Here is an 18,674-nt window from a genome sequence, read left to right as displayed (position 1 = left end):
ATTTATTTTACCCAGCCATCAACCTGCGCACGAAATCCACAGGCCTGCATAAACGCCGCCCGAACGCGTTGATCTTCGCTACCGTCATCAGCAATCCACCAGTCCTCCAGCGATGGGTTCTGCTTCATCGTGTCTTCCAGCAAATATTGCCCGACACCGCGACGTCGCGTGACATCTCTGACGGTCAGATGATGCACTTTACCGTGGATACCGGCTATCTCTAACTGTAACGCCGCCAGCAAACGGTCGTTGAAGCGTGCGACATAAAGGCGGTGATTTTCATTTAACGCGTTTTCCAGCGTGGCCAAATCCCTCTCAGGCCAGATTTTCTCCAGATCGATCCGATCCTGCTGCGTTAGAGAGGTCAACCGCAAAATAGTAAGCTTCATAACAAACACCTGTCCGTGTATAAGCCGAAAGTGTAGTCAATTCCCGTAATCAGAACCCCGGCACATTTTACGCAATAAAACAGGTCAAAACAGCGACAGAGTGCCAGGATAATAGTTATAAACAGGTAGTCAGCATTTAAAGCCAGCATAACGCGCTGGCCTGGTGAACAAAAGCCGCGCATTGCATCCAGTTGATTATGCTGCTTTTGGCCGCGAATCATGAATATGTCAGTTGCTTTACAGAATAAACTTCCTGTTTAATAGACTGAAATATAAAGCCTTATTATTAATAAAAGCCAGAAAAGCGTGCTAACTCCTTATTGTTAAATCAGTTTTCCCCTTTATCTGGCCAAAATAAAACCACTCACAACAAACACGACATAACTGATGGGGTAGTTCGCATGAAAATGACAGGTCGCGCGTTACTGGCAGGATGCATTGCATTGGCGATGAGCCATGTGGCAATGGCGAAAGACATTAAGATCGCTATCGTAGGTGCCGCTACTGGCCCGGTCGCGCAATATGGTGATATGGAATTTACCGGCGCCGCACAGGCGATTAAAGACATCAATGCCAAAGGTGGCGTAAACGGCGACAAACTGGTTGGTGTCGAATATGACGATGCCTGTGACCCGAAACAGGCGGTTGCGGTGGCTAACAAGGTCATCAATGACGGTATCAAATATGTTATCGGTCACCTGTGCTCCTCCTCTACGCAGCCTGCATCAGATATCTATAACGATGAAGGCGTGCTGATGATTACGCCTGCGGCCACCGCGCCAGAACTGACTGCACGTGGCTATGCCGACGTGATGCGTACGACCGGTCTGGATTCTGATCAGGGTCCAACTGCGGCGAACTACATTCTGGATGTCATCAAGCCAAAACGCATTGCTGTGGTGCACGACAAGCAGCAATACGGCCAGGGTCTGGCAGAATCGGTACAGAAAACCCTGAAAGCGAAAGGCGGCAACGTGGTGATGTTTGAAGGGATCACCGCGGGCGATAAAGATTTCTCAACGCTGATTGCGCGACTGAAGAAAGAAAACGTCGACTTTGTTTATTACGGTGGTTATTACCCGGAGCTGGGCCAGATTCTGCGTCAGGCAAAAGCGGCAGGACTGAAAGCAGGCTTTATGGGGCCAGAAGGTGTGGGCAACGCCTCGCTGTCTAACATTGCGGGCGACGCGTCAGAAGGGCTCTACGTAACCCTGCCAAAACGTTACGACCAGTTGCCTCAGAACAAGGCCATCGTGGACGCCATCAAAGCGAATAGCGCGTCTAACCGTAAAGATCCTACCGGCCCGTTTGTCTGGACAACCTATGCGGCTATCCAGTCTCTGGTGACCGGCATGGAGCGCAGTAAGAGCGATGAGCCGGATGCGATTGCGAAGAACCTGAAAACCGGCGCACCGGTTCCGACAGTGATGGGCGACCTGAGCTGGGATCAGAAAGGCGATTTGAAAGGCTTCGAGTTTGGCGTCTTCAAATGGCACAAAGACGGTTCGTCTACCGCAGTTAAATAAGGCACTGATTCTTCCCCGTCGTACGACAGCGGGGAAGCAGGAGAAGGCGTGACTGACGCGCCATCGCCTGGCTAACCCTCTTCTGGCAGCAGGAGAGGGGTTTTCTGGTTTCTGAGCAGGTCCTCACTATGTCCGAGCAGTTTCTCTATTTTATTCAGCAGATGTTCAACGGGGTGACTCTGGGGAGCACCTACGCGCTGATCGCCATCGGTTACACCATGGTTTACGGCATTATCGGCATGATTAACTTCGCCCATGGCGAAGTCTATATGATCGGTAGCTATGTCTCTTTTATGGTTATTGCAGCCCTGATGATGATGGGTATTGATACCGGCTGGCTCATGATTGCCGCCGGTTTTGTTATGGCCGTTATCATCTCCAGTGCCTATGGCTGGAGCATCGAACGGGTGGCTTATCGTCCCGTACGGGCATCCAAGCGTCTGATTGCGTTGATCTCCGCCATCGGAATGTCCATCTTTCTGCAAAACTACGTCAGCCTGACGCAGGGTTCACGTGACCTTGCCCTGCCGAGCTTAATCACCGGCCAGTGGACGCTGGGCGAAAGTAACGGCTTTGCCGCCACGCTGTCGACGATGCAGATCGTGATTTGGGTGGTCACGTTCCTGGCAATGCTGGCCCTGACCCTGTTTATCCGTTATTCCCGCATGGGACGCGCCTGCCGCGCCTGTGCGGAAGACCTCAAAATGGCCAGCCTGCTGGGCATTAATACTGACCGGGTGATCTCGCTGACCTTTGTGATTGGTGCGGCGATGGCGGCGGTTGCGGGCGTGCTCTTGGGGCAGTTTTATGGCTCGATTAACCCGTTTATCGGCTTTATGGCGGGGATGAAAGCCTTTACTGCGGCGGTCCTGGGCGGCATCGGCAGTATTCCCGGCGCGATGATTGGCGGGCTGGTGCTGGGCATTGCCGAAGCGCTGACCTCGGCTTATCTCTCCACCGAATACAAAGATGTGGTGTCGTTTGCCTTACTGATTGTGGTGCTGCTGGTCATGCCTACCGGTATTCTGGGCCGCCCGGAGGTGGAGAAAGTATGAAACGCCTTGGTCTGGTCAATGCGATTGTTTCAGCGGTCATGCTGCTGGTGCTGGCGGCCTTCTTTATGGGAATGCGCCTCGATCTGAATGGTACGCAGCTACAGATAGTGAATGCCGGCAGCGTGCGCTGGAACTGGATATTCATCGGTTGTGCCGTTGTGTTTTTGTTTCAACTGCTACGTCCGCTGTTTCAGGGCAAGCTGACACGTAGCGGTGGTGGCCTGGTGTTGCCGGGCTTCGACGGCTCAACGCCAAAGCAAAAAGCCATTATGGGCTTGATGATCGCCGCGGCGGTTATCTGGCCGTTCCTGGTTACACGCGGCAGCGTCGATATTGCCACCCTGACACTGATCTACATCATGCTGGGTCTGGGACTGAACGTGGTCGTAGGGCTATCGGGTCTGCTGGTGCTGGGCTACGGTGGTTTCTATGCCATTGGCGCGTATACCTTCGCGCTGCTTAATCATTACTATGGTTTTGGTTTCTGGCAAAGCCTGCCGCTGGCGGGCCTGGTGGCGGGCGCATTTGGCCTGATGCTCGGCTTCCCGGTGCTGCGCTTGCGCGGTGACTATCTGGCTATTGTCACGCTCGGCTTCGGCGAAATCGTCCGTATTCTGCTGCTCAATAACACGGCAATCACCGGCGGTCCGAATGGGATTGCTCAGATTCCTAAGCCCACCTTTTTTGGCCTGGAGTTTGGCCGTCGCGTCAGCGAGGGGGGATGGGGCACGTTTCACGATGTCTTTGGCATGAAGTACGATCCTAACGACCGGGTGATATTCCTCTATCTGGTGGCGTTGTTGCTGGTGGTGCTGACGCTGTTTGTGATCAACCGCCTGCTGCGCATGCCGCTGGGTCGGGCATGGGAAGCGTTACGTGAAGATGAGATCGCCTGTCGTTCGCTGGGCTTGAGCCCGACCCGCATTAAGCTGACCGCGTTTACTATCAGCGCCGTCTTTGCTGGCTTCGCGGGGACGCTGTTTGCTGCTCGCCAGGGCTTTGTCAGTCCGGAGTCCTTTACCTTTGTCGAGTCCGCTTTTGTTCTGGCTATCGTGGTGTTGGGCGGAATGGGCTCGCAGTTTGCCGTTATTCTGGCCGCCATTTTGCTGGTGGTTTCGCGTGAGCTGATGCGCGACCTCAACGAATACAGCATGCTGGTATTGGGGGCGCTGATGGTGCTGATGATGATTTGGCGTCCGCAAGGCTTACTGCCGATGAAACGACCGCACCTGAAACTGCGTCAGGATAAACAAGGAGAACAGGCATGAGTCAGCCTTTATTAGCCGTTGAAGGCCTGATGATGCGCTTCGGCGGTCTGTTAGCCGTGAACAACGTTAAACTGGAATTGCGCCCCCAGGAAATTGTGTCGCTTATTGGTCCAAACGGTGCGGGTAAAACCACCGTGTTTAACTGCCTGACCGGCTTTTATAAGCCAACGGGCGGCAGTATCACCTTACGCGACAAGAACCTGACTGGCCTGCCCGGACAGACGATCGCCCGTATGGGGATCGTGCGGACCTTCCAGCACGTCCGTTTATTCCGCGAAATGACGGTGATTGAAAACCTGTTAGTCGCCCAGCACCAGCACCTGAAAAGTGGCGTGTTTGCGGGGCTGCTGAAAACCCCGGCTTTTCGCCGCAGTGAAGGCGAGGCGCTGGATCGCGCTGCCACCTGGCTTGAGCGGGTTGGCTTACTCGATATGGCGAATCGCCAGGCCGGTAATCTGGCTTACGGTCAGCAGCGCCGACTGGAGATCGCCCGCTGCATGGTGACGCGGCCGGAGATTCTAATGCTGGATGAACCGGCAGCCGGACTTAACCCGAAAGAGACGCATGAGCTGGATGCGCTGATCGCCGAGTTACGAGGCGAGCATAAGGTATCCGTTTTGTTGATTGAGCACGATATGAAGCTGGTAATGGGCATTTCTGACCGTATTTATGTGGTGAATCAGGGCACGCCACTGGCGAACGGCACGCCGGAAGAGATTCGTAATAATCCGGATGTGATCCGTGCCTATTTAGGAGAGGCGTAATATGGCCATGTTAACCATTGATAACGTCAGTGCGCACTATGGCAAAATTCAGGCGCTGCATAATGTCAGTTTGCATATCGATCAGGGCGAAATCGTCACCCTGATCGGCGCAAACGGCGCAGGCAAAACCACTTTGCTGGGCACATTATGCGGCGAGCCGCGCGCCACCAGCGGTACGATCACGTTTGACGGCAAAACCATTACCGACTGGCAAACGGCGCGCATTATGCGTGAGGCGATTGCCATCGTGCCCGAAGGTCGCCGCGTGTTCTCACGCATGACGGTGGAAGAGAACCTGGCCATGGGCGGTTTTTTTGCCAGTCGCCCGGAGTATCTGGCGCGCATCGAGCGCGTTTACACCCTGTTTCCACGTCTGGCAGAGCGTAAGGTGCAGCGTGCGGGCACCATGTCGGGCGGTGAACAGCAAATGCTCGCCATCGGCCGCGCGTTGATGAGCCAGCCGCGCCTGTTGTTACTCGATGAGCCTTCTCTGGGTCTGGCGCCGATTATTATCCAGCAGATTTTTGACACGATTGAGCAACTGCGCAGCGAAGGTATGACGATTTTCCTGGTTGAACAGAACGCGAACCAGGCGCTGAAGCTGGCCGATCGGGGCTACGTACTGGAAAATGGTCATGTCGTGCTGGAGGACAGCGGTGCGGCACTGCTGTCGAATGAAGCCGTGCGCAGCGCCTATCTGGGCGCCTAGGTTTCTCCGCCATCATCTATGCCGGGTGACTGCAGGCTCTGTGCCGGGCTGTCACCCGGCGAATTTTCCTTCCCTTACGGCACATACTTATCCCTGCTTCAGCAGCGCGGTTCAGCCCGGCGCTTTCCGGTCCATTAAACGCGCTTATCACTGTCATATCCTGACATTCTGTCGTCATTTTTCCGTCATCTGACTGTTATTTTTCCGTCATTTCCACATGTCATGTTACTTCGCGAGCAAAAAATGCGTGATAGCGCGCGTACCTACCTGAACAGGAAAATCCTATGTCCGTTGTTACTTTTCGTCGTAGCCTGATGAGCGCCCTGCTCGGTCTGGCGATCAGTGGTAATGCACTGGCCGTCACTGAGATCCCTTTCTGGCACTCAATGGAAGGCGAGTTAGGCAAAGAAGTTGACTCACTGGCACAACGTTTTAACCAGGAACACCCTGACTACAAAATCGTCCCTGTGTACAAAGGGAACTACGAACAAAGTCTGGCGGCAGGTATCGCCGCGGTCCGCACCGGAAAAGCGCCCGCGCTATTACAGGTTTACGAAGTGGGCACCGCCACCATGATGGCCTCTAAAGCCATTGTGCCTGTTTATCAGGTCTTTAAAGACGCGGGCATTTCAATGGACGAGAAGCAGTTTGTTCCTGCGGTCGCGGCTTACTACAGCAATTCAAAAGGCCAGCTGATCTCGCAACCGTTCAACAGCTCCACGCCTGTGCTGTACTACAACAAAGATGCGTTTAAAAAAGCCGGTTTAAACCCGGATCAGCCACCCAAAACCTGGCAGGAACTGGCAAAAGATGCCGATGCACTGCGTAAATCAGGCATGAGCTGTGGCTATGCCAGCGGCTGGCAGGGGTGGATTCAGATTGAGAACTTCAGCGCCTGGAACGGTCTGCCGGTGGCCACAAAAAATAACGGATTCGACGGCACCGATGCGGTACTGGAATTCAATAAACCGGCGCAGGTTCGCCATATCCAGTTGCTGGAAGACATGAACAAGAAAGGTGATTTCACCTATTTTGGTCGTAAAGATGAATCCACCGCGAAGTTCTATAACGGTGACTGTGGCATGACCACGGCCTCGTCAGGTTCACTGGCCGATATCCGCCATTACGCCAAATTCCATTACGGCGTCGGCATGATGCCTTACGATGCGGATATTCCGAATGCCCCGCAGAACGCGATTATCGGCGGTGCCAGCCTGTGGGTGATGAAAGGCAAAGATGCCAATACCTACAAAGGCGCGGCGGAATTTATGAAGTTCCTTACCGAGCCAAAAATTGCCGCGGAATGGCACCAGAAAACGGGCTACCTGCCTATTACTACCGCCGCGTATGAGCTGACGAAGAAAGAAGGCTTCTACGAGAAAAATCCAGGTGCGGATATTGCGATTCGCCAGATGATGAACAAGCCGCCGTTGCCTTACACCAAAGGCATGCGTTTGGGGAATATGCCGCAGATTCGTACCATTCTGGATGAAGAGTTAGAAAGCGTCTGGACCGGCAAGCAGACACCGCAGGCTGCGTTAGATAACGCCGTGAAGCGGGGTAATGAGCTGCTGCGTCGTTTCGAGCAACAGAATAAATAATCCGTTCTGCAGGCCAGCTCCGGCTGGCCTTTTTTCACCCAAGTCAGAGAACGTTATGTCTCCATCTCGCCCGGTGTTTCGTAATCGCCTGTTACCCTATTTGCTGGTGCTGCCGCAACTCCTGATCACCGCTATTTTCTTTGTCTGGCCAGCGGGTGAAGCGTTGTGGTATTCACTGCAAAACCTGGATCCTTTCGGCATCTCCAGCACCTTTGTGGGTCTGGCGAACTTTGAACGGCTCTTTTCCGACGGGCTTTATCTGGACACCTTCTGGACCACCATCAAGTTCAGCAGCATGGTCGCCTTTTTTGGCATGGTGTCCTCATTGCTCCTGGCGGCGCTGGTGGACTACGTCGTACGCCTGCGCAAGCTCTATCAGATGTTGCTGCTGTTGCCTTATGCGGTGGCACCGGTGATCGCGGCCGTATTGTGGATGTTCCTGTTCAGTCCCGGACTGGGGTTGCTGAGCTACCTGCTTAACCACATGGGCTATAACTGGAACTTCGCACAGAACAGCGGCCAGGCCATGTTCCTGGTGGTGCTGGCCTCCGTGTGGCAGCAGATGAGCTACAACTTCCTGTTCTTTTTTGCCGCGTTACAGTCGATACCAAAGTCGCTGGTCGAAGCCGCCGCCATTGATGGGGCAGGGCCGGTGCGTCGGTTCTTCTCTATTTCGCTTCCGTTGATTACCCCGGTGAGTTTTTTCCTGCTGGTGGTCAACCTGATTTATGCCTTCTTCGATACGTTCCCGGTCATTGATGCCGCGACAGGCGGTGGCCCGGTCCAGGCGACGACGACGCTCATCTATAAGATTTATCGTGAAGGCTTTACCGGTCTGGATCTCTCCTCATCTGCTGCGCAGTCTGTGGTGTTGATGCTGTTGGTTATCGCGCTGACCGTCATTCAGTTCCGCTTCGTCGAGCGTAAGGTGCAATATCAATGATTGAAAATCGTCGCGGGCTGGACATTTTCAGCCATGTCGTCCTGGTGCTGGGTATTCTGACCATCCTGTTTCCACTCTATGTGGCTTTTGTGGCCGCCACGCTGGATAACGACGCCGTCTATAACGTCCCGATGACGCTGATTCCCGGTACTCACCTGTGGGAAAACATTTCGCATATCTGGACGCAGGGCGTGAACGGCAACGGTCCGGCCTTTAGCCTGATGCTGATGAACAGCGTTATCATGGCGCTGGGCATCACCGTCGGTAAGATTCTGGTGTCGATTCTGTCCGCTTTTGCCCTGGTGTGGTTTCGCTTCCCCCTGCGCTCACTGTTCTTCTGGATGATCTTTATCACCCTGATGCTGCCGGTCGAAGTGCGCATTTTCCCAACGGTGCAGGTGATTGCCGATCTCAACATGCTGGACAGCTACAGCGGTCTGACACTGCCCTTGATGGCCTCCGCGACGGCCACTTTCCTGTTCCGGCAGTTCTTTATGTCGCTGCCGGATGAGCTCATTGAAGCCGCGCGCATTGACGGTGCCAGCGCGATGCGTTTTTTTTGGGACATCGTGCTGCCCTTGTCAAAAACCAATCTGGCGGCGCTGTTCGTTATCACGTTTATCTATGGCTGGAACCAGTACCTCTGGCCATTATTAATCATTGATAACGCCAGCCTGGGCACGGCCGTGGCGGGGATTAAAAGCATGATCTCTACCAACGGTTCGCCAACGCAGTGGAACGAAGTGATGGCCGCAATGTTATTAACCCTGATTCCACCCGTGGTGGTGGTGTTTGTTATGCAGCGCGCCTTCGTGCGTGGTCTGGTTGAGAGTGAGAAATAGTGATGGCAGGCGTAACCCTTCAGGCGGTGACCAAATCTTACGACGGTAAAAATCAAATCATCCAGCCGCTCAACGTCACGATCAATGACGGCGAGTTTATGGTGATGGTAGGCCCTTCGGGTTGTGGCAAATCCACGCTGTTGCGCATGGTGGCCGGACTGGAGCGCGTCACGTCCGGCGATATTTATATCGCCGATAAACGCGTCACGCATGAGGAGCCCAAGGATCGCGGCATTGCCATGGTGTTCCAGAACTACGCACTTTATCCCCATATGTCCGTCGAAGAAAATATGGCTTACGGCCTCAGGATTCGTGGGATGAGTAAAGAGCATATTCGCCAACGCGTGCTGGATGCGGCACGGAGCCTGGAGCTGGATCATCTGTTAACGCGCCGTCCACGTGAGTTATCCGGTGGACAGCGCCAGCGCGTGGCCATGGGGCGTGCCATCGTGCGTGAACCCGCCGTATTTTTGTTCGACGAGCCGCTCTCTAACCTGGATGCGCGCCTGCGCGTACAAATGCGCCTTGAGCTTCAGCAACTGCATCGCCGTCTGCAAACGACCAGCTTATATGTGACGCACGATCAGGTTGAAGCGATGACGCTGGCCCAGCGCGTGATGGTGATGAACAAAGGCGTGCTGGAACAGATTGGCACGCCGGTCGACGTTTACGAGCGCCCGGCCAGCCTGTTTGTGGCCTCCTTTATGGGTTCCCCCGCGATGAGTCTGATACAGGGCAATTTCAGCGAAGATGGCGCTCGCTTTGTGGTTGATGCGTCCCACGCTATTCCGGTGGGCGAGGGCAAAGCCAAATGGGCCAATCGCCCCGTGGTGCTCGGTATCCGGCCCGAACATGTTCAACTCAGTAGCCAGCAGCAGGGCGGCATTCCCTTCCGTGTTGAGACGCTTGAGATGCTGGGTGCCGACAATCTGGCACACGGTCGCATCGGTGAGGCACGTTTAGTGGTACGCTTACCCCATAGCGAGCGCCCGGAAGCAGGCAGCACCCTGTGGCTGCATCTGCCTGTTGAGGCGTTACATTTCTTCGATTCAAGTCACGGGAAGCGTCTGGAATGAGTGAAAAGCAATGGCCCTATCCGCGCATTGTCGCCCATCGTGGTGGTGGCAAGCTGGCACCTGAAAATACCCTTGCTGCGATTGATGTTGGCGCAAAATACGGACATTTGATGATTGAGTTTGATGCCAAACTCTCGGCAGATGCGCACATTTTTCTGCTGCATGACGATACGTTAGATCGCACCAGCGACGGCTGGGGCATTGCGGGCGAGCTCCCGTGGGACAAGCTGTCGCAGCTTGATGCGGGCGGTTGGTTCAGCGCGGCCTTTCAGGGCGAAAAGCTGGCCCGACTGGATGAGGTCGCGGCACGCTGCCGTCAGCATGGCTTGATGGCCAATATCGAAATTAAACCGACCACAGGGACCGACGCCGAAACCGGACGCGCCATTGCGCAGGCCGCTGCCACGCAGTGGCAGGGGCAACCTCTTCCTCTTCTATCCTCGTTCTCCTTTGTGGCACTGGAAGCAGCCATGCAGGCCGAACCACAACTGCCGCGCGGCCTGTTATCTCATCACTGGGATAACGCATGGCAGGAGAAGACGCGGGCGCTGGACTGCACTTCAATTCACCTGAATCACAAGGTCCTTACTGAGGCCAGAGTCGCTGAGCTGAAAGAGGCCGATCTGCGTATTTTGGTGTATACCGTGAACAGCCCGGAACGGGCAAGGACATTACTGAAATGGGGCGTCGATGCCATCTGTACCGACAGCATCGACAGCATTGGCCCCGATTTTCACTAGTTCATATTCTGTTGGTTCTGCTGCTGGCCCGGCTGCGATTTGATCACGCGCTGCTGGGCACTATCCCGCTGCTCCTGCAACTTCCGCTGTACGTCCTGATTCTGCCGCTGCTGGTCCTGCTGTAACTTCGTCTGCTGTTGCTGCGACTGGTTAAGCATCTGGGTCTGCATGCGTTGCTGGCTGGGATTATAGCCAGGCTTGTTGGGATCATTCGTGCTGTTCAGCATGTTCGCCATGCCAGTTAACGGCAGCAGGGCGGCGAAAACCATAAGCCACTTTTTCATTTTAATCCTCCAGTAAACGACCGGTGCTGTGTGTGCATGCCTGAAGCAGGTCATGTGATCGTTAGCGTAAGTTTATGCGCTGGTTCAGATTACTGCTCCAGGAGTGCACTGAATTTGCGTTAATCCTTGATATTCGGCTTTGTTTGTAGTCAGTTACATAAAGGATAAAGAAATGTAAATAACCGTGAAGGTGGGAACGGAATGATGATGCAAGCCAGGTTACGCCAGCTGAGCTGGTCACTACTAATGAGTTTTACTGTTGTTACGGGGGCACATGCCGCACCGGTTCAGGCGCCGCCCGTCTCCTATGGCGTGGACAGCGATACGTTTCATCCGGTCAAAGCCCATAACGGCATGGTAGCGTCAGTCGATGCGCTGGCCACCAATGTGGGCGTGGATATCCTGCGTCAGGGCGGTAACGCGGTCGATGCCGCTGTGGCGGTTGGCTTCGCGCTGGCAGTGACGCATCCGCAGGCGGGCAACCTGGGCGGCGGTGGATTTATGCTGTTGCGAACGGCATCAGGACAGACCACGGCGATCGATTTTCGTGAAATGGCCCCGGCGGCGGCCACGCGCGATATGTTCCTGGACAAGCAAGGCAACGCCGACAGTAAGCTTTCTCTAACGTCACCGCTGGCTTCAGGCACGCCTGGCACCGTGGCTGGCTTTGCGCTGGCGGTGAACAAATACGGTACGCTGCCGCTGAATAAACTGCTGGCACCTGCCATCAAACTGGCGCGCGACGGGTTTATCGTGAATGATGCGCTGGCGGACGATCTTAACACCTATGGCAAGGAAGTCCTGCTCGCCCATCCCAACAGTAAAGCTATTTTCTTCAAACCGGATGGCACGCCCTGGCTGAAAGGCGAACGTCTGGTACAAAAGAATCTGGCTCACAGCCTGCAGTTGATCGCACAACAAGGCCCGGATGCGTTTTATAAAGGCAAGATTGCCGATCAGATTGCGGCCGAGATGGCGCAGCATGGCGGCCTGATAACGAAAGCCGATCTCGCGGCCTATCATGCGGTAGAGCGTAAGCCGATCAGCGGCACTTACCGGGGCTATGAGGTCTTCTCGATGCCACCACCCTCATCGGGCGGTATTCATATCGTGCAGATCCTGAATATCCTGGAAAATTTCGATCTGGGAAAAATGGGTTTTGGCAGCGCCGACGCCATGCAGGTCATGGCTGAAGCAGAGAAGTATGCCTATGCCGATCGTTCCGAGTATCTGGGCGATCCAGACTTCGTCAAAGTCCCGTGGCAGGCGCTGACCAGCAAAGCCTATGCCAAATCGCTGGCACAGCAAATCGATCTGGCGAAGGCACGGCCATCCAGTGATATTAAGCCCGGTAAACTGGCCCCTTACGAAAGTAATCAAACCACTCACTTCTCTGTGGTGGACAAAAGCGGCAATGCGGTTGCGGTAACCTACACCTTAAACACTAACTTCGGCAGTGGCATCGTAGCGGGTAACAGCGGCATTCTGATGAACAACCAGATGGATGATTTCTCGGCCAAACCGGGCACGCCGAATGTATATGGGCTGGTGGGCGGGGAAGCCAACGCGGTGCAGGCTGGCAAACGTCCGTTATCCTCAATGTCACCGACTATCGTTGCGAAGGACGGAAAAACCTGGCTGGTTACCGGTAGCCCGGGCGGCAGTCGCATTATCACCACGGTATTACAAATGGTCGTGAACAGCATTGATTACGGCATGAACGTGGCAGAGGCGACCAATGCGCCGCGTTTCCATCACCAGTGGCTGCCCGATCAGTTACGGGTTGAGAAGGGCTTCAGCCCGGATACGTTGCGCTTACTCGAAGCGAAAGGGCAACACGTTAAAGTGCAACCGGCCATGGGCAGTACACAAAGTATTATGATTGGTCCTGACGGTACGCTGTACGGTGCGTCTGATCCCCGCACGGTGGGCGATCTGAGTGCCGGTTATTGATATCGGTGGGCAGCCTTCTGGCTGCCCGTTTCGTTATGCTCTGATACGCGCCATAAAATGCGCATCTGTCATGTTCCCCTCGCGTATCGCATAGCGCTGCGCGGTGCCTTCAATTCGGAAACCGAACTGCTGGTACAGCGCGATTGCTTTGTGATTATCAGCAAAGACCGTCAGTTCAATGCGCGTCACCTGAAGCCAGTTGTCGCAAAGATCGACCATTGCCGCCATCAAAGCTTTGCCCACCCCGCGTCGATGAAACGCCGGATCAACGCCCATCCCTATGCTGGCGCAGTGTCGCCGCCGTGCTGTCGTAACGCCTTCAAGCGTGAGTTGCCCGACCACCTGCTCATCAATACAGGCTACCAACATATGCACACCGGCGCGTGGACTGGCCAGTTTTTGCTCCCATAGTGAGGGCGAGGGATAGGGCAGGTGCAGGGTTGCGGCCTGGGTTTCAGGCTGGCTGTAAAGACGAGTTAACGCGGGGGCATCAGCCGGGACAGCATGGCGAATCATCACTGAAGGCATGGCGGTTATCCTTATGAGCACGTGGTAAACCCTTTAAACATCAGGGGATTTACGTCAGGCGTCAACAGAAATAATACACAAAAGCGCTTTACAGACGAGAATGATAATGATTATTATTGTCATGCCTTCTGGATGTTGTCGAGACGTCAGAAAGCACGACATTGCTCACATTGCTTCCAGTATTATTTAGCCAGCCGGGTGCTGGCTTTTTTTTTTGCGCGCCCGTCCTGCTTTCCTTCAGTTCCGTTCAACAACCCTTTGCCAGAGGTTCATAATTTTTGAACAGAGAGGTGAAGTTTTTCAGCTATCAATCTTTCTCACCTGATACCAAACTATAAAAAACAGTGAGGAGATTTGAACATGATCTATTTACGTAAAGCTGAAGAACGTGGCCACGCTAATCATGGCTGGCTGGACAGCTGGCACACCTTCTCGTTTGCCAACTATTACGATGCAAATTTTATGGGCTTCTCAGCCCTGCGGGTGATTAATGAAGATGTGATCGATCCCGGCCAGGGATTTGGTACGCATCCGCATAAAGACATGGAAATTTTGACCTATGTCCTGTCGGGTACCGTGGAACACCAGGACAGCATGGGCAACAAGGAACAGATTCCCGCGGGTGAGTTCCAGATCATGAGTGCAGGTACCGGCGTACGTCATTCAGAATACAACGCCAGCAAAACAGAACCGCTGCATCTTTACCAAATCTGGATCATTCCAGAGCGCACGGGGATTGAGCCGCGTTACGATCAGCGTCGCTTTCCGGATGTGCAGGGTCGCCAGTTTATCCTCACCCCGGATGCCCGTGACGGTTCGCTCAAAGTCTGGCAGGACATGACGCTATCGCGCTGGGTATTTGCGGCAGGCGAAAGCGACAGCGTGACCATTGAGCCGGGACGCCGTATCTGGATTCAGGTTGTCAAAGGCGACGTGAAGGTGAACGGGCAATCCGCGTCAAACAGTGATGCCTTTGCCGTTTGGGACGAAACTGGCCTGACGCTTGAAGCCGACAGCGCGGCCGAAGTGTTGTTGTTCGACCTACCGCCGGTCTGAGCCTGAAGGGGGCGAGCCTGTCTCGCCCCATTAGCAATCTGCCTGTAAAAAAGTGGTAGACTCGTCGTCATGTGCTTTCAGCGAGATCCAGGCGCTTACGATGAAGAAGAAAAGACCGGTTTTACAGGACGTTGCCGATCGTATCGGTATCACCAAAATGACTGTCAGTCGTTATCTGCGCAATCCTGAGCAGGTGTCGGCTGCGCTGGGGGAGAAGATCGCCGTTGCGCTGGATGAGTTGGGTTACATCCCCAATCGCGCCCCCGATATGCTGTCCAACGCGACCAGCCGCGCCATCGGCGTGTTGCTGCCCTCGCTGACCAATCAGGTGTTCGCCGATGTTCTGCGGGGAATCGAAGCGGTGACAGATGAAGCCGGTTACCAGACGCTGGTGGCACACTTTGGTTATAACCCGGAAAAAGAGGAGCGCCAGCTGCGGTCGCTGCTTGGCTGGAACATCGATGGCGTGATTCTGACCGAACGCACACATACAGCAGGGACGTTACGCATGCTGGAGGTGGCCGGTATTCCGGTGATTGAAATGATGGACAGCGTTACGCCCTGTCTGGATATGGCGGTAGGCTTTGACAACGTCGAAGCCGCCCGGCAAATGACGCTGGCGATTCTGAAAAAAGGGCACCGTCATACCGTTTATCTGGGCGCGCGCCTGGATGAACGCACGCTGCAAAAGCAGCGGGGTTATGAAAGTGCCATGCGCGAAGCCGGATTAACGCCGCGCAGTGTCATGATGGAAGAAGCCTCCTCTTTCAGTGCCGGTGGCGAATTGCTCCGCGAATCGCAGCGACGCTATCCTCAGACGGACAGCCTGTTCTGTACCAACGACGATTTGGCGGTGGGCGCGATGTTTGAGTGCCAGCGTCAGGGGCTTCAGGTGCCTTCCCAAATGGCTATTGCCGGTTTTCACGGTCATGATATCAGTCAGGTGGTGACGCCTGCGCTGGCGACGGTTCTGACGCCGCGAGACCAAATAGGTCGTGAATCGGCCGCGTTGTTACTGGCGCGCATTGCCGGTGAAAACCGGGTCAGCCAGCCGCTGGATATGGGATTTGCTATTGTGGAAGGCGGCAGTATCTGATTCGCGCAAATTTATGAGTCAGCTCACACTTTAAGGCTTCAGTCAGTAAAAAGGTTGCCAGAGTGTAATGTCACCAGGAGAATGATAAGCATCATTGTTATCGGTAACATGGCACATTGACTTGCCGGAGTAGAAAATGACGACGCAATCCACGCCACATCACGTTTTTATTTTGATGGGTGTTTCAGGCAGCGGCAAATCCGTTGTGGCAAACCGGGTCTCCCACCAGTTGAACACCGCTTTTCTCGATGGCGATTTTCTTCATCCCCGCGCCAATATCTTAAAGATGGCAGAAGGCCATCCGCTGGACGATAACGACCGTTTGCCATGGTTACAGGCATTGAACGACGCGGCGTTCGCCATGCAACGTACGCAGGCGATCTCGATCATCGTCTGCTCAGCGTTGAAAAAGCATTACCGCGATATGCTTCGACAGGGCAACGACAACCTGCGTTTTGTCTACCTGAAAGGGGATTTCGACACCATCGAATCGCGTCTGAAAGCGCGCAAAGGGCACTTCTTTAAGCCGCAAATGCTGGTAACACAATTTGCGACGCTGGAAGAGCCGGGTGCGGATGAAACGGATGTGCTGGCTGTCGATATCACGCACTCCCTGGACGAGGTTGTAGCGGCAACGGTTGCAACCATTAAGGATGCAATCAATCAAGGCTAGACCATGAATACCGCAACACTTATTTTGACTGCAGCAGGCTCTGTCCTGCTGCTGCTTTTTCTGGTGATGAAAGCCCGGATGCATGCTTTTCTTGCCCTGATGTTGGTTTCTGTGGGCGCGGGTCTGTTGTCGGGCATGCCGCTGGATAAAATCGCGGAAACGATGCAGAAAGGCATGGGCGGCACGCTCGGTTTCTTAGCCATCGTCGTGGCGCTGGGTGCCATGTTTGGCAAGATCCTGCACGAAACCGGGGCGGTGGATCAGATTGCGATTCGCATGCTGAAAACCTTTGGCGAGAGCCGGGCGCATTTTGCCATGGGCATTGCCGGCTTAATCTGCGCGTTGCCGCTGTTCTTTGAGGTGGCCGTAGTGCTGCTGATTAGCATCGCATTCGCTGTCGCCAGGCGGACAGGGGATAACCTGGTCAGGCTGGTTATTCCCTTGTTTGCCGGTGTGGCGGCGGCGGCGGCCTTTTTGCTGCCGGGCCCTGCGCCCATGCTGTTAGCTTCGCAAATGCATGCGGATTTCGGCTGGATGATTTTGCTTGGGCTGTGTGCCTCTCTGCCGGGCATGCTGATTGCCGGGCCGTTGTTTGGCAATTTTATCGCGAAGCGCGTAACGTTCAGCGCACCACCGGAAGATCATCAGCCCGACGTTGATGCCGGCAAGCTGCCCTCTTTTGGCTTTAGCCTGGCGCTTATCCTGTTTCCACTTGTGCTGGTCGGGCTGAAAACCATTGGTGCACGCTTCACCGCTGAGGGCTCTACACTTTACGAGTGGTTGGAATTCATCGGGCATCCCTTCATCGCGATTCTGCTGGCCTGTCTGGTCGCTATCTATGGCCTGGCGTACCGTCAGGGCATGGATAAAGAAAAAGTGATGCAGATTTGTGGCAGTGCGCTGCAGCCTGCAGGGATTATTTTGCTGGTAATAGGAGCGGGCGGCGTCTTTAAACAGGTGCTGGTTGATTCTGGCGTAGGGCCGGTACTGGGCAATGCCTTAACCGGTGCCGGGCTGCCGGTTGCTCTGGCCTGTTTTATTCTGTCCGGTGCGGTCCGGGTGATTCAGGGGTCGGCGACGGTGGCCTGCCTGACGACGGTGGGCTTGATCATGCCGGTGATAGAACCGTTGCATTACTCCGGCGCACAACTGGCAGCCTTGTCCATCTGCATCGGCGGCGGTTCCATTATTATCAGCCATGTTAATGATGCGGGCTTCTGGTTGTTTGGCCGCTTCACCGGCGCGACCGAAGGTGAAACGCTCAAGACATGGACGCTGATGGAAACCATTTTAGGCACCGTGGGCGCGGTGGTCGGGATGATTGCCTTTACCCTGCTCACCTGAGCGATTTAACCCGGGCAACGCTGCCCGGGTTAACGCCGACAGCTATAGCTTCAGATACACACGAATCCCGTCTAAAAACATCTGCGTCGCCAGCATAATCAGGATCAATCCCATCAGGCGCTCCAGTGCGTTAACGCCTTTGTCCCCCAGCAGACGCAGAAACAGGCCCGATAACAGCAGGATCATCACCGTTACGCCCCAGGCGATGAGTAAGGCTCCAACCAGATGCGACATCTGGTTTGGATACTGGTGGGATAACAGCATCAGTGTCGCCAGCAGTGAAGGCCCCGCCACCAGTGGGATGGCCAGCGGCACCAGAAAGGGTTCTTCGCCCGCCGGTAACCCGGTACTGCTGCTTTCCGGTGAGGGGAAAATCATCTTAATAGCGATTAAAAACAGGATAACGCCACCGGAAATGGAGACGGTTTCGGTTCGCAGATTAAGGAAGGCCAGAATGCGTTCGCCCGTGAATAAAAACAACAACATGATGATAAGGGCAATCAACATTTCGCGAATAAGCACGACGCGCCGACGTTTGGGTTCCAGATGCTTTAAAACCGACATAAAAATCGGCAAATTGCCCAACGGATCCATTATTAACAACAATAATATTGTTGCTGAGATCATTTCAGTCATTCGTTTAACATCTTCTCGTTATAGATAAAGCCGGGTTATTAGCAGGGCTGCTGAAAAAGTTGGCCCGATTACATTAATTCACTTGCCAGAAAATCTGCATTTTGTAGAGTTAATCATCACAGGCAACGTTGATTATTACGCAGAGTGGCGTGAAAGTACCACGACACTTTTCCCTTCGATGAGAAAGTCAG

The 18,674-nt window shown here is 54.4% G+C and carries 19 protein-coding genes; 15 read left to right on the top strand and 4 right to left on the bottom strand.

Annotated elements, in window-relative coordinates; translation table 11 throughout:
* Window positions 1-2 precede the first annotated feature (2 nt).
* Window positions 3-389, bottom strand: a complete 387-nt coding sequence (panM, locus tag RAC60_RS11555) for an aspartate 1-decarboxylase autocleavage activator PanM (RefSeq protein ID WP_058701437.1) — start codon at window positions 387-389, stop codon at window positions 3-5.
* Between the two features lie 401 nt (window positions 390-790).
* Here panM and RAC60_RS11550 point away from each other — a divergent pair, with 401 nt between their 5' ends.
* The 10 genes from RAC60_RS11550 (at window position 791) to ugpQ (ending at window position 10,913) form a co-directional block, all read left to right on the top strand.
* Complete coding sequence (locus RAC60_RS11550) at window positions 791-1,915, top strand: branched-chain amino acid ABC transporter substrate-binding protein (RefSeq protein ID WP_375093758.1); 1,125 nt, start codon at window positions 791-793, stop codon at window positions 1,913-1,915.
* Window positions 1,916-2,043: 128 nt separating this feature from the next.
* On the top strand, window positions 2,044-2,970 hold the full coding sequence (gene livH / locus RAC60_RS11545; RefSeq protein ID WP_033738195.1) for a high-affinity branched-chain amino acid ABC transporter permease LivH: 927 nt from the start codon (window positions 2,044-2,046) through the stop codon (window positions 2,968-2,970).
* Complete coding sequence (locus RAC60_RS11540) at window positions 2,967-4,238, top strand: high-affinity branched-chain amino acid ABC transporter permease LivM (protein ID WP_375093756.1); 1,272 nt, start codon at window positions 2,967-2,969, stop codon at window positions 4,236-4,238. The genes livH and RAC60_RS11540 overlap by 4 nt, the downstream gene beginning before the upstream one ends.
* On the top strand, window positions 4,235-5,002 hold the full coding sequence (gene livG, locus RAC60_RS11535; protein ID WP_058708187.1) for a high-affinity branched-chain amino acid ABC transporter ATP-binding protein LivG: 768 nt from the start codon (window positions 4,235-4,237) through the stop codon (window positions 5,000-5,002). Before RAC60_RS11540 ends, livG begins: the two co-directional genes overlap by 4 nt.
* Before the next feature lies 1 nt (window position 5,003).
* Complete coding sequence (livF, locus tag RAC60_RS11530) at window positions 5,004-5,711, top strand: high-affinity branched-chain amino acid ABC transporter ATP-binding protein LivF (RefSeq protein WP_006121045.1); 708 nt, start codon at window positions 5,004-5,006, stop codon at window positions 5,709-5,711.
* A gap of 284 nt (window positions 5,712-5,995) precedes the next feature.
* Window positions 5,996-7,312 carry a sn-glycerol-3-phosphate ABC transporter substrate-binding protein UgpB gene (gene ugpB / locus RAC60_RS11525; protein WP_033738192.1) on the top strand — a complete coding sequence of 439 codons (1,317 nt, stop codon included), beginning with the start codon at window positions 5,996-5,998 and terminating at the stop codon, window positions 7,310-7,312.
* Between the two features lie 55 nt (window positions 7,313-7,367).
* On the top strand, window positions 7,368-8,255 hold the full coding sequence (ugpA, locus tag RAC60_RS11520) for a sn-glycerol-3-phosphate ABC transporter permease UgpA (RefSeq protein WP_006121041.1): 888 nt from the start codon (window positions 7,368-7,370) through the stop codon (window positions 8,253-8,255).
* Window positions 8,252-9,097 carry a sn-glycerol-3-phosphate ABC transporter permease UgpE gene (gene ugpE / locus RAC60_RS11515; protein WP_039342718.1) on the top strand — a complete coding sequence of 282 codons (846 nt, stop codon included), beginning with the start codon at window positions 8,252-8,254 and terminating at the stop codon, window positions 9,095-9,097. The genes ugpA and ugpE overlap by 4 nt, the downstream gene beginning before the upstream one ends.
* A gap of 2 nt (window positions 9,098-9,099) precedes the next feature.
* Complete coding sequence (locus RAC60_RS11510; RefSeq protein ID WP_033738186.1) at window positions 9,100-10,173, top strand: sn-glycerol-3-phosphate import ATP-binding protein UgpC; 1,074 nt, start codon at window positions 9,100-9,102, stop codon at window positions 10,171-10,173.
* Window positions 10,170-10,913 (top strand): glycerophosphodiester phosphodiesterase, encoded by a 744-nt coding sequence (gene ugpQ / locus RAC60_RS11505; RefSeq protein ID WP_375093753.1) that lies wholly within the window; start codon window positions 10,170-10,172, stop codon window positions 10,911-10,913. The genes RAC60_RS11510 and ugpQ overlap by 4 nt, the downstream gene beginning before the upstream one ends.
* Here ugpQ and RAC60_RS11500 read toward each other — a convergent pair.
* Window positions 10,910-11,197: a DUF2756 domain-containing protein gene (locus tag RAC60_RS11500; RefSeq protein ID WP_033738183.1), complete on the bottom strand. Its 288-nt coding sequence runs from the start codon at window positions 11,195-11,197 to the stop codon at window positions 10,910-10,912. The genes ugpQ and RAC60_RS11500 overlap by 4 nt on opposite strands.
* Before the next feature lie 207 nt (window positions 11,198-11,404).
* Here RAC60_RS11500 and ggt point away from each other — a divergent pair, with 207 nt between their 5' ends.
* Window positions 11,405-13,150, top strand: a complete 1,746-nt coding sequence (gene ggt, locus RAC60_RS11495; protein WP_375093826.1) for a gamma-glutamyltransferase — start codon at window positions 11,405-11,407, stop codon at window positions 13,148-13,150.
* 33 nt (window positions 13,151-13,183) lie between these two features.
* Here the strand turns inward: ggt and RAC60_RS11490 are convergent, their stop codons facing one another.
* Window positions 13,184-13,678, bottom strand: a complete 495-nt coding sequence (locus RAC60_RS11490; protein ID WP_033738179.1) for a GNAT family N-acetyltransferase — start codon at window positions 13,676-13,678, stop codon at window positions 13,184-13,186.
* 360 nt (window positions 13,679-14,038) lie between these two features.
* On the opposite strand from RAC60_RS11490, the gene RAC60_RS11485 reads away from it, so the two are divergent.
* The 4 genes from RAC60_RS11485 (at window position 14,039) to gntU (ending at window position 17,847) form a co-directional block, all read left to right on the top strand.
* Window positions 14,039-14,734, top strand: a complete 696-nt coding sequence (locus RAC60_RS11485; protein ID WP_033738177.1) for a pirin family protein — start codon at window positions 14,039-14,041, stop codon at window positions 14,732-14,734.
* Between the two features lie 100 nt (window positions 14,735-14,834).
* Window positions 14,835-15,830 (top strand): gluconate operon transcriptional repressor GntR, encoded by a 996-nt coding sequence (gene gntR, locus RAC60_RS11480; protein WP_375093750.1) that lies wholly within the window; start codon window positions 14,835-14,837, stop codon window positions 15,828-15,830.
* Window positions 15,831-15,966: 136 nt separating this feature from the next.
* Entirely contained in the window at window positions 15,967-16,503 is a 537-nt protein-coding gene (gene gntK, locus RAC60_RS11475) for a gluconokinase (protein WP_006121033.1), read from the top strand.
* 3 nt (window positions 16,504-16,506) lie between these two features.
* Window positions 16,507-17,847, top strand: coding sequence for a gluconate transporter (gene gntU / locus RAC60_RS11470; RefSeq protein ID WP_375093749.1), 1,341 nt, complete (start codon window positions 16,507-16,509; stop codon window positions 17,845-17,847).
* 42 nt (window positions 17,848-17,889) lie between these two features.
* On the opposite strand, the gene RAC60_RS11465 is transcribed toward gntU, so the two are convergent.
* Window positions 17,890-18,483 carry a YhgN family NAAT transporter gene (locus tag RAC60_RS11465; RefSeq protein WP_006121032.1) on the bottom strand — a complete coding sequence of 198 codons (594 nt, stop codon included), beginning with the start codon at window positions 18,481-18,483 and terminating at the stop codon, window positions 17,890-17,892.
* Between the last annotated feature and the right edge of the window lie 191 nt (window positions 18,484-18,674).

Origin of the sequence: Pantoea sp. BR_17 (genome assembly GCF_041955125.1) — a bacterium.
Classification (GTDB): domain Bacteria; phylum Pseudomonadota; class Gammaproteobacteria; order Enterobacterales; family Enterobacteriaceae; genus Pantoea; species Pantoea stewartii.
Note: the sequence above shows the minus strand (reverse complement) of the source record. Positions and strands in the feature narration are given on the sequence as shown.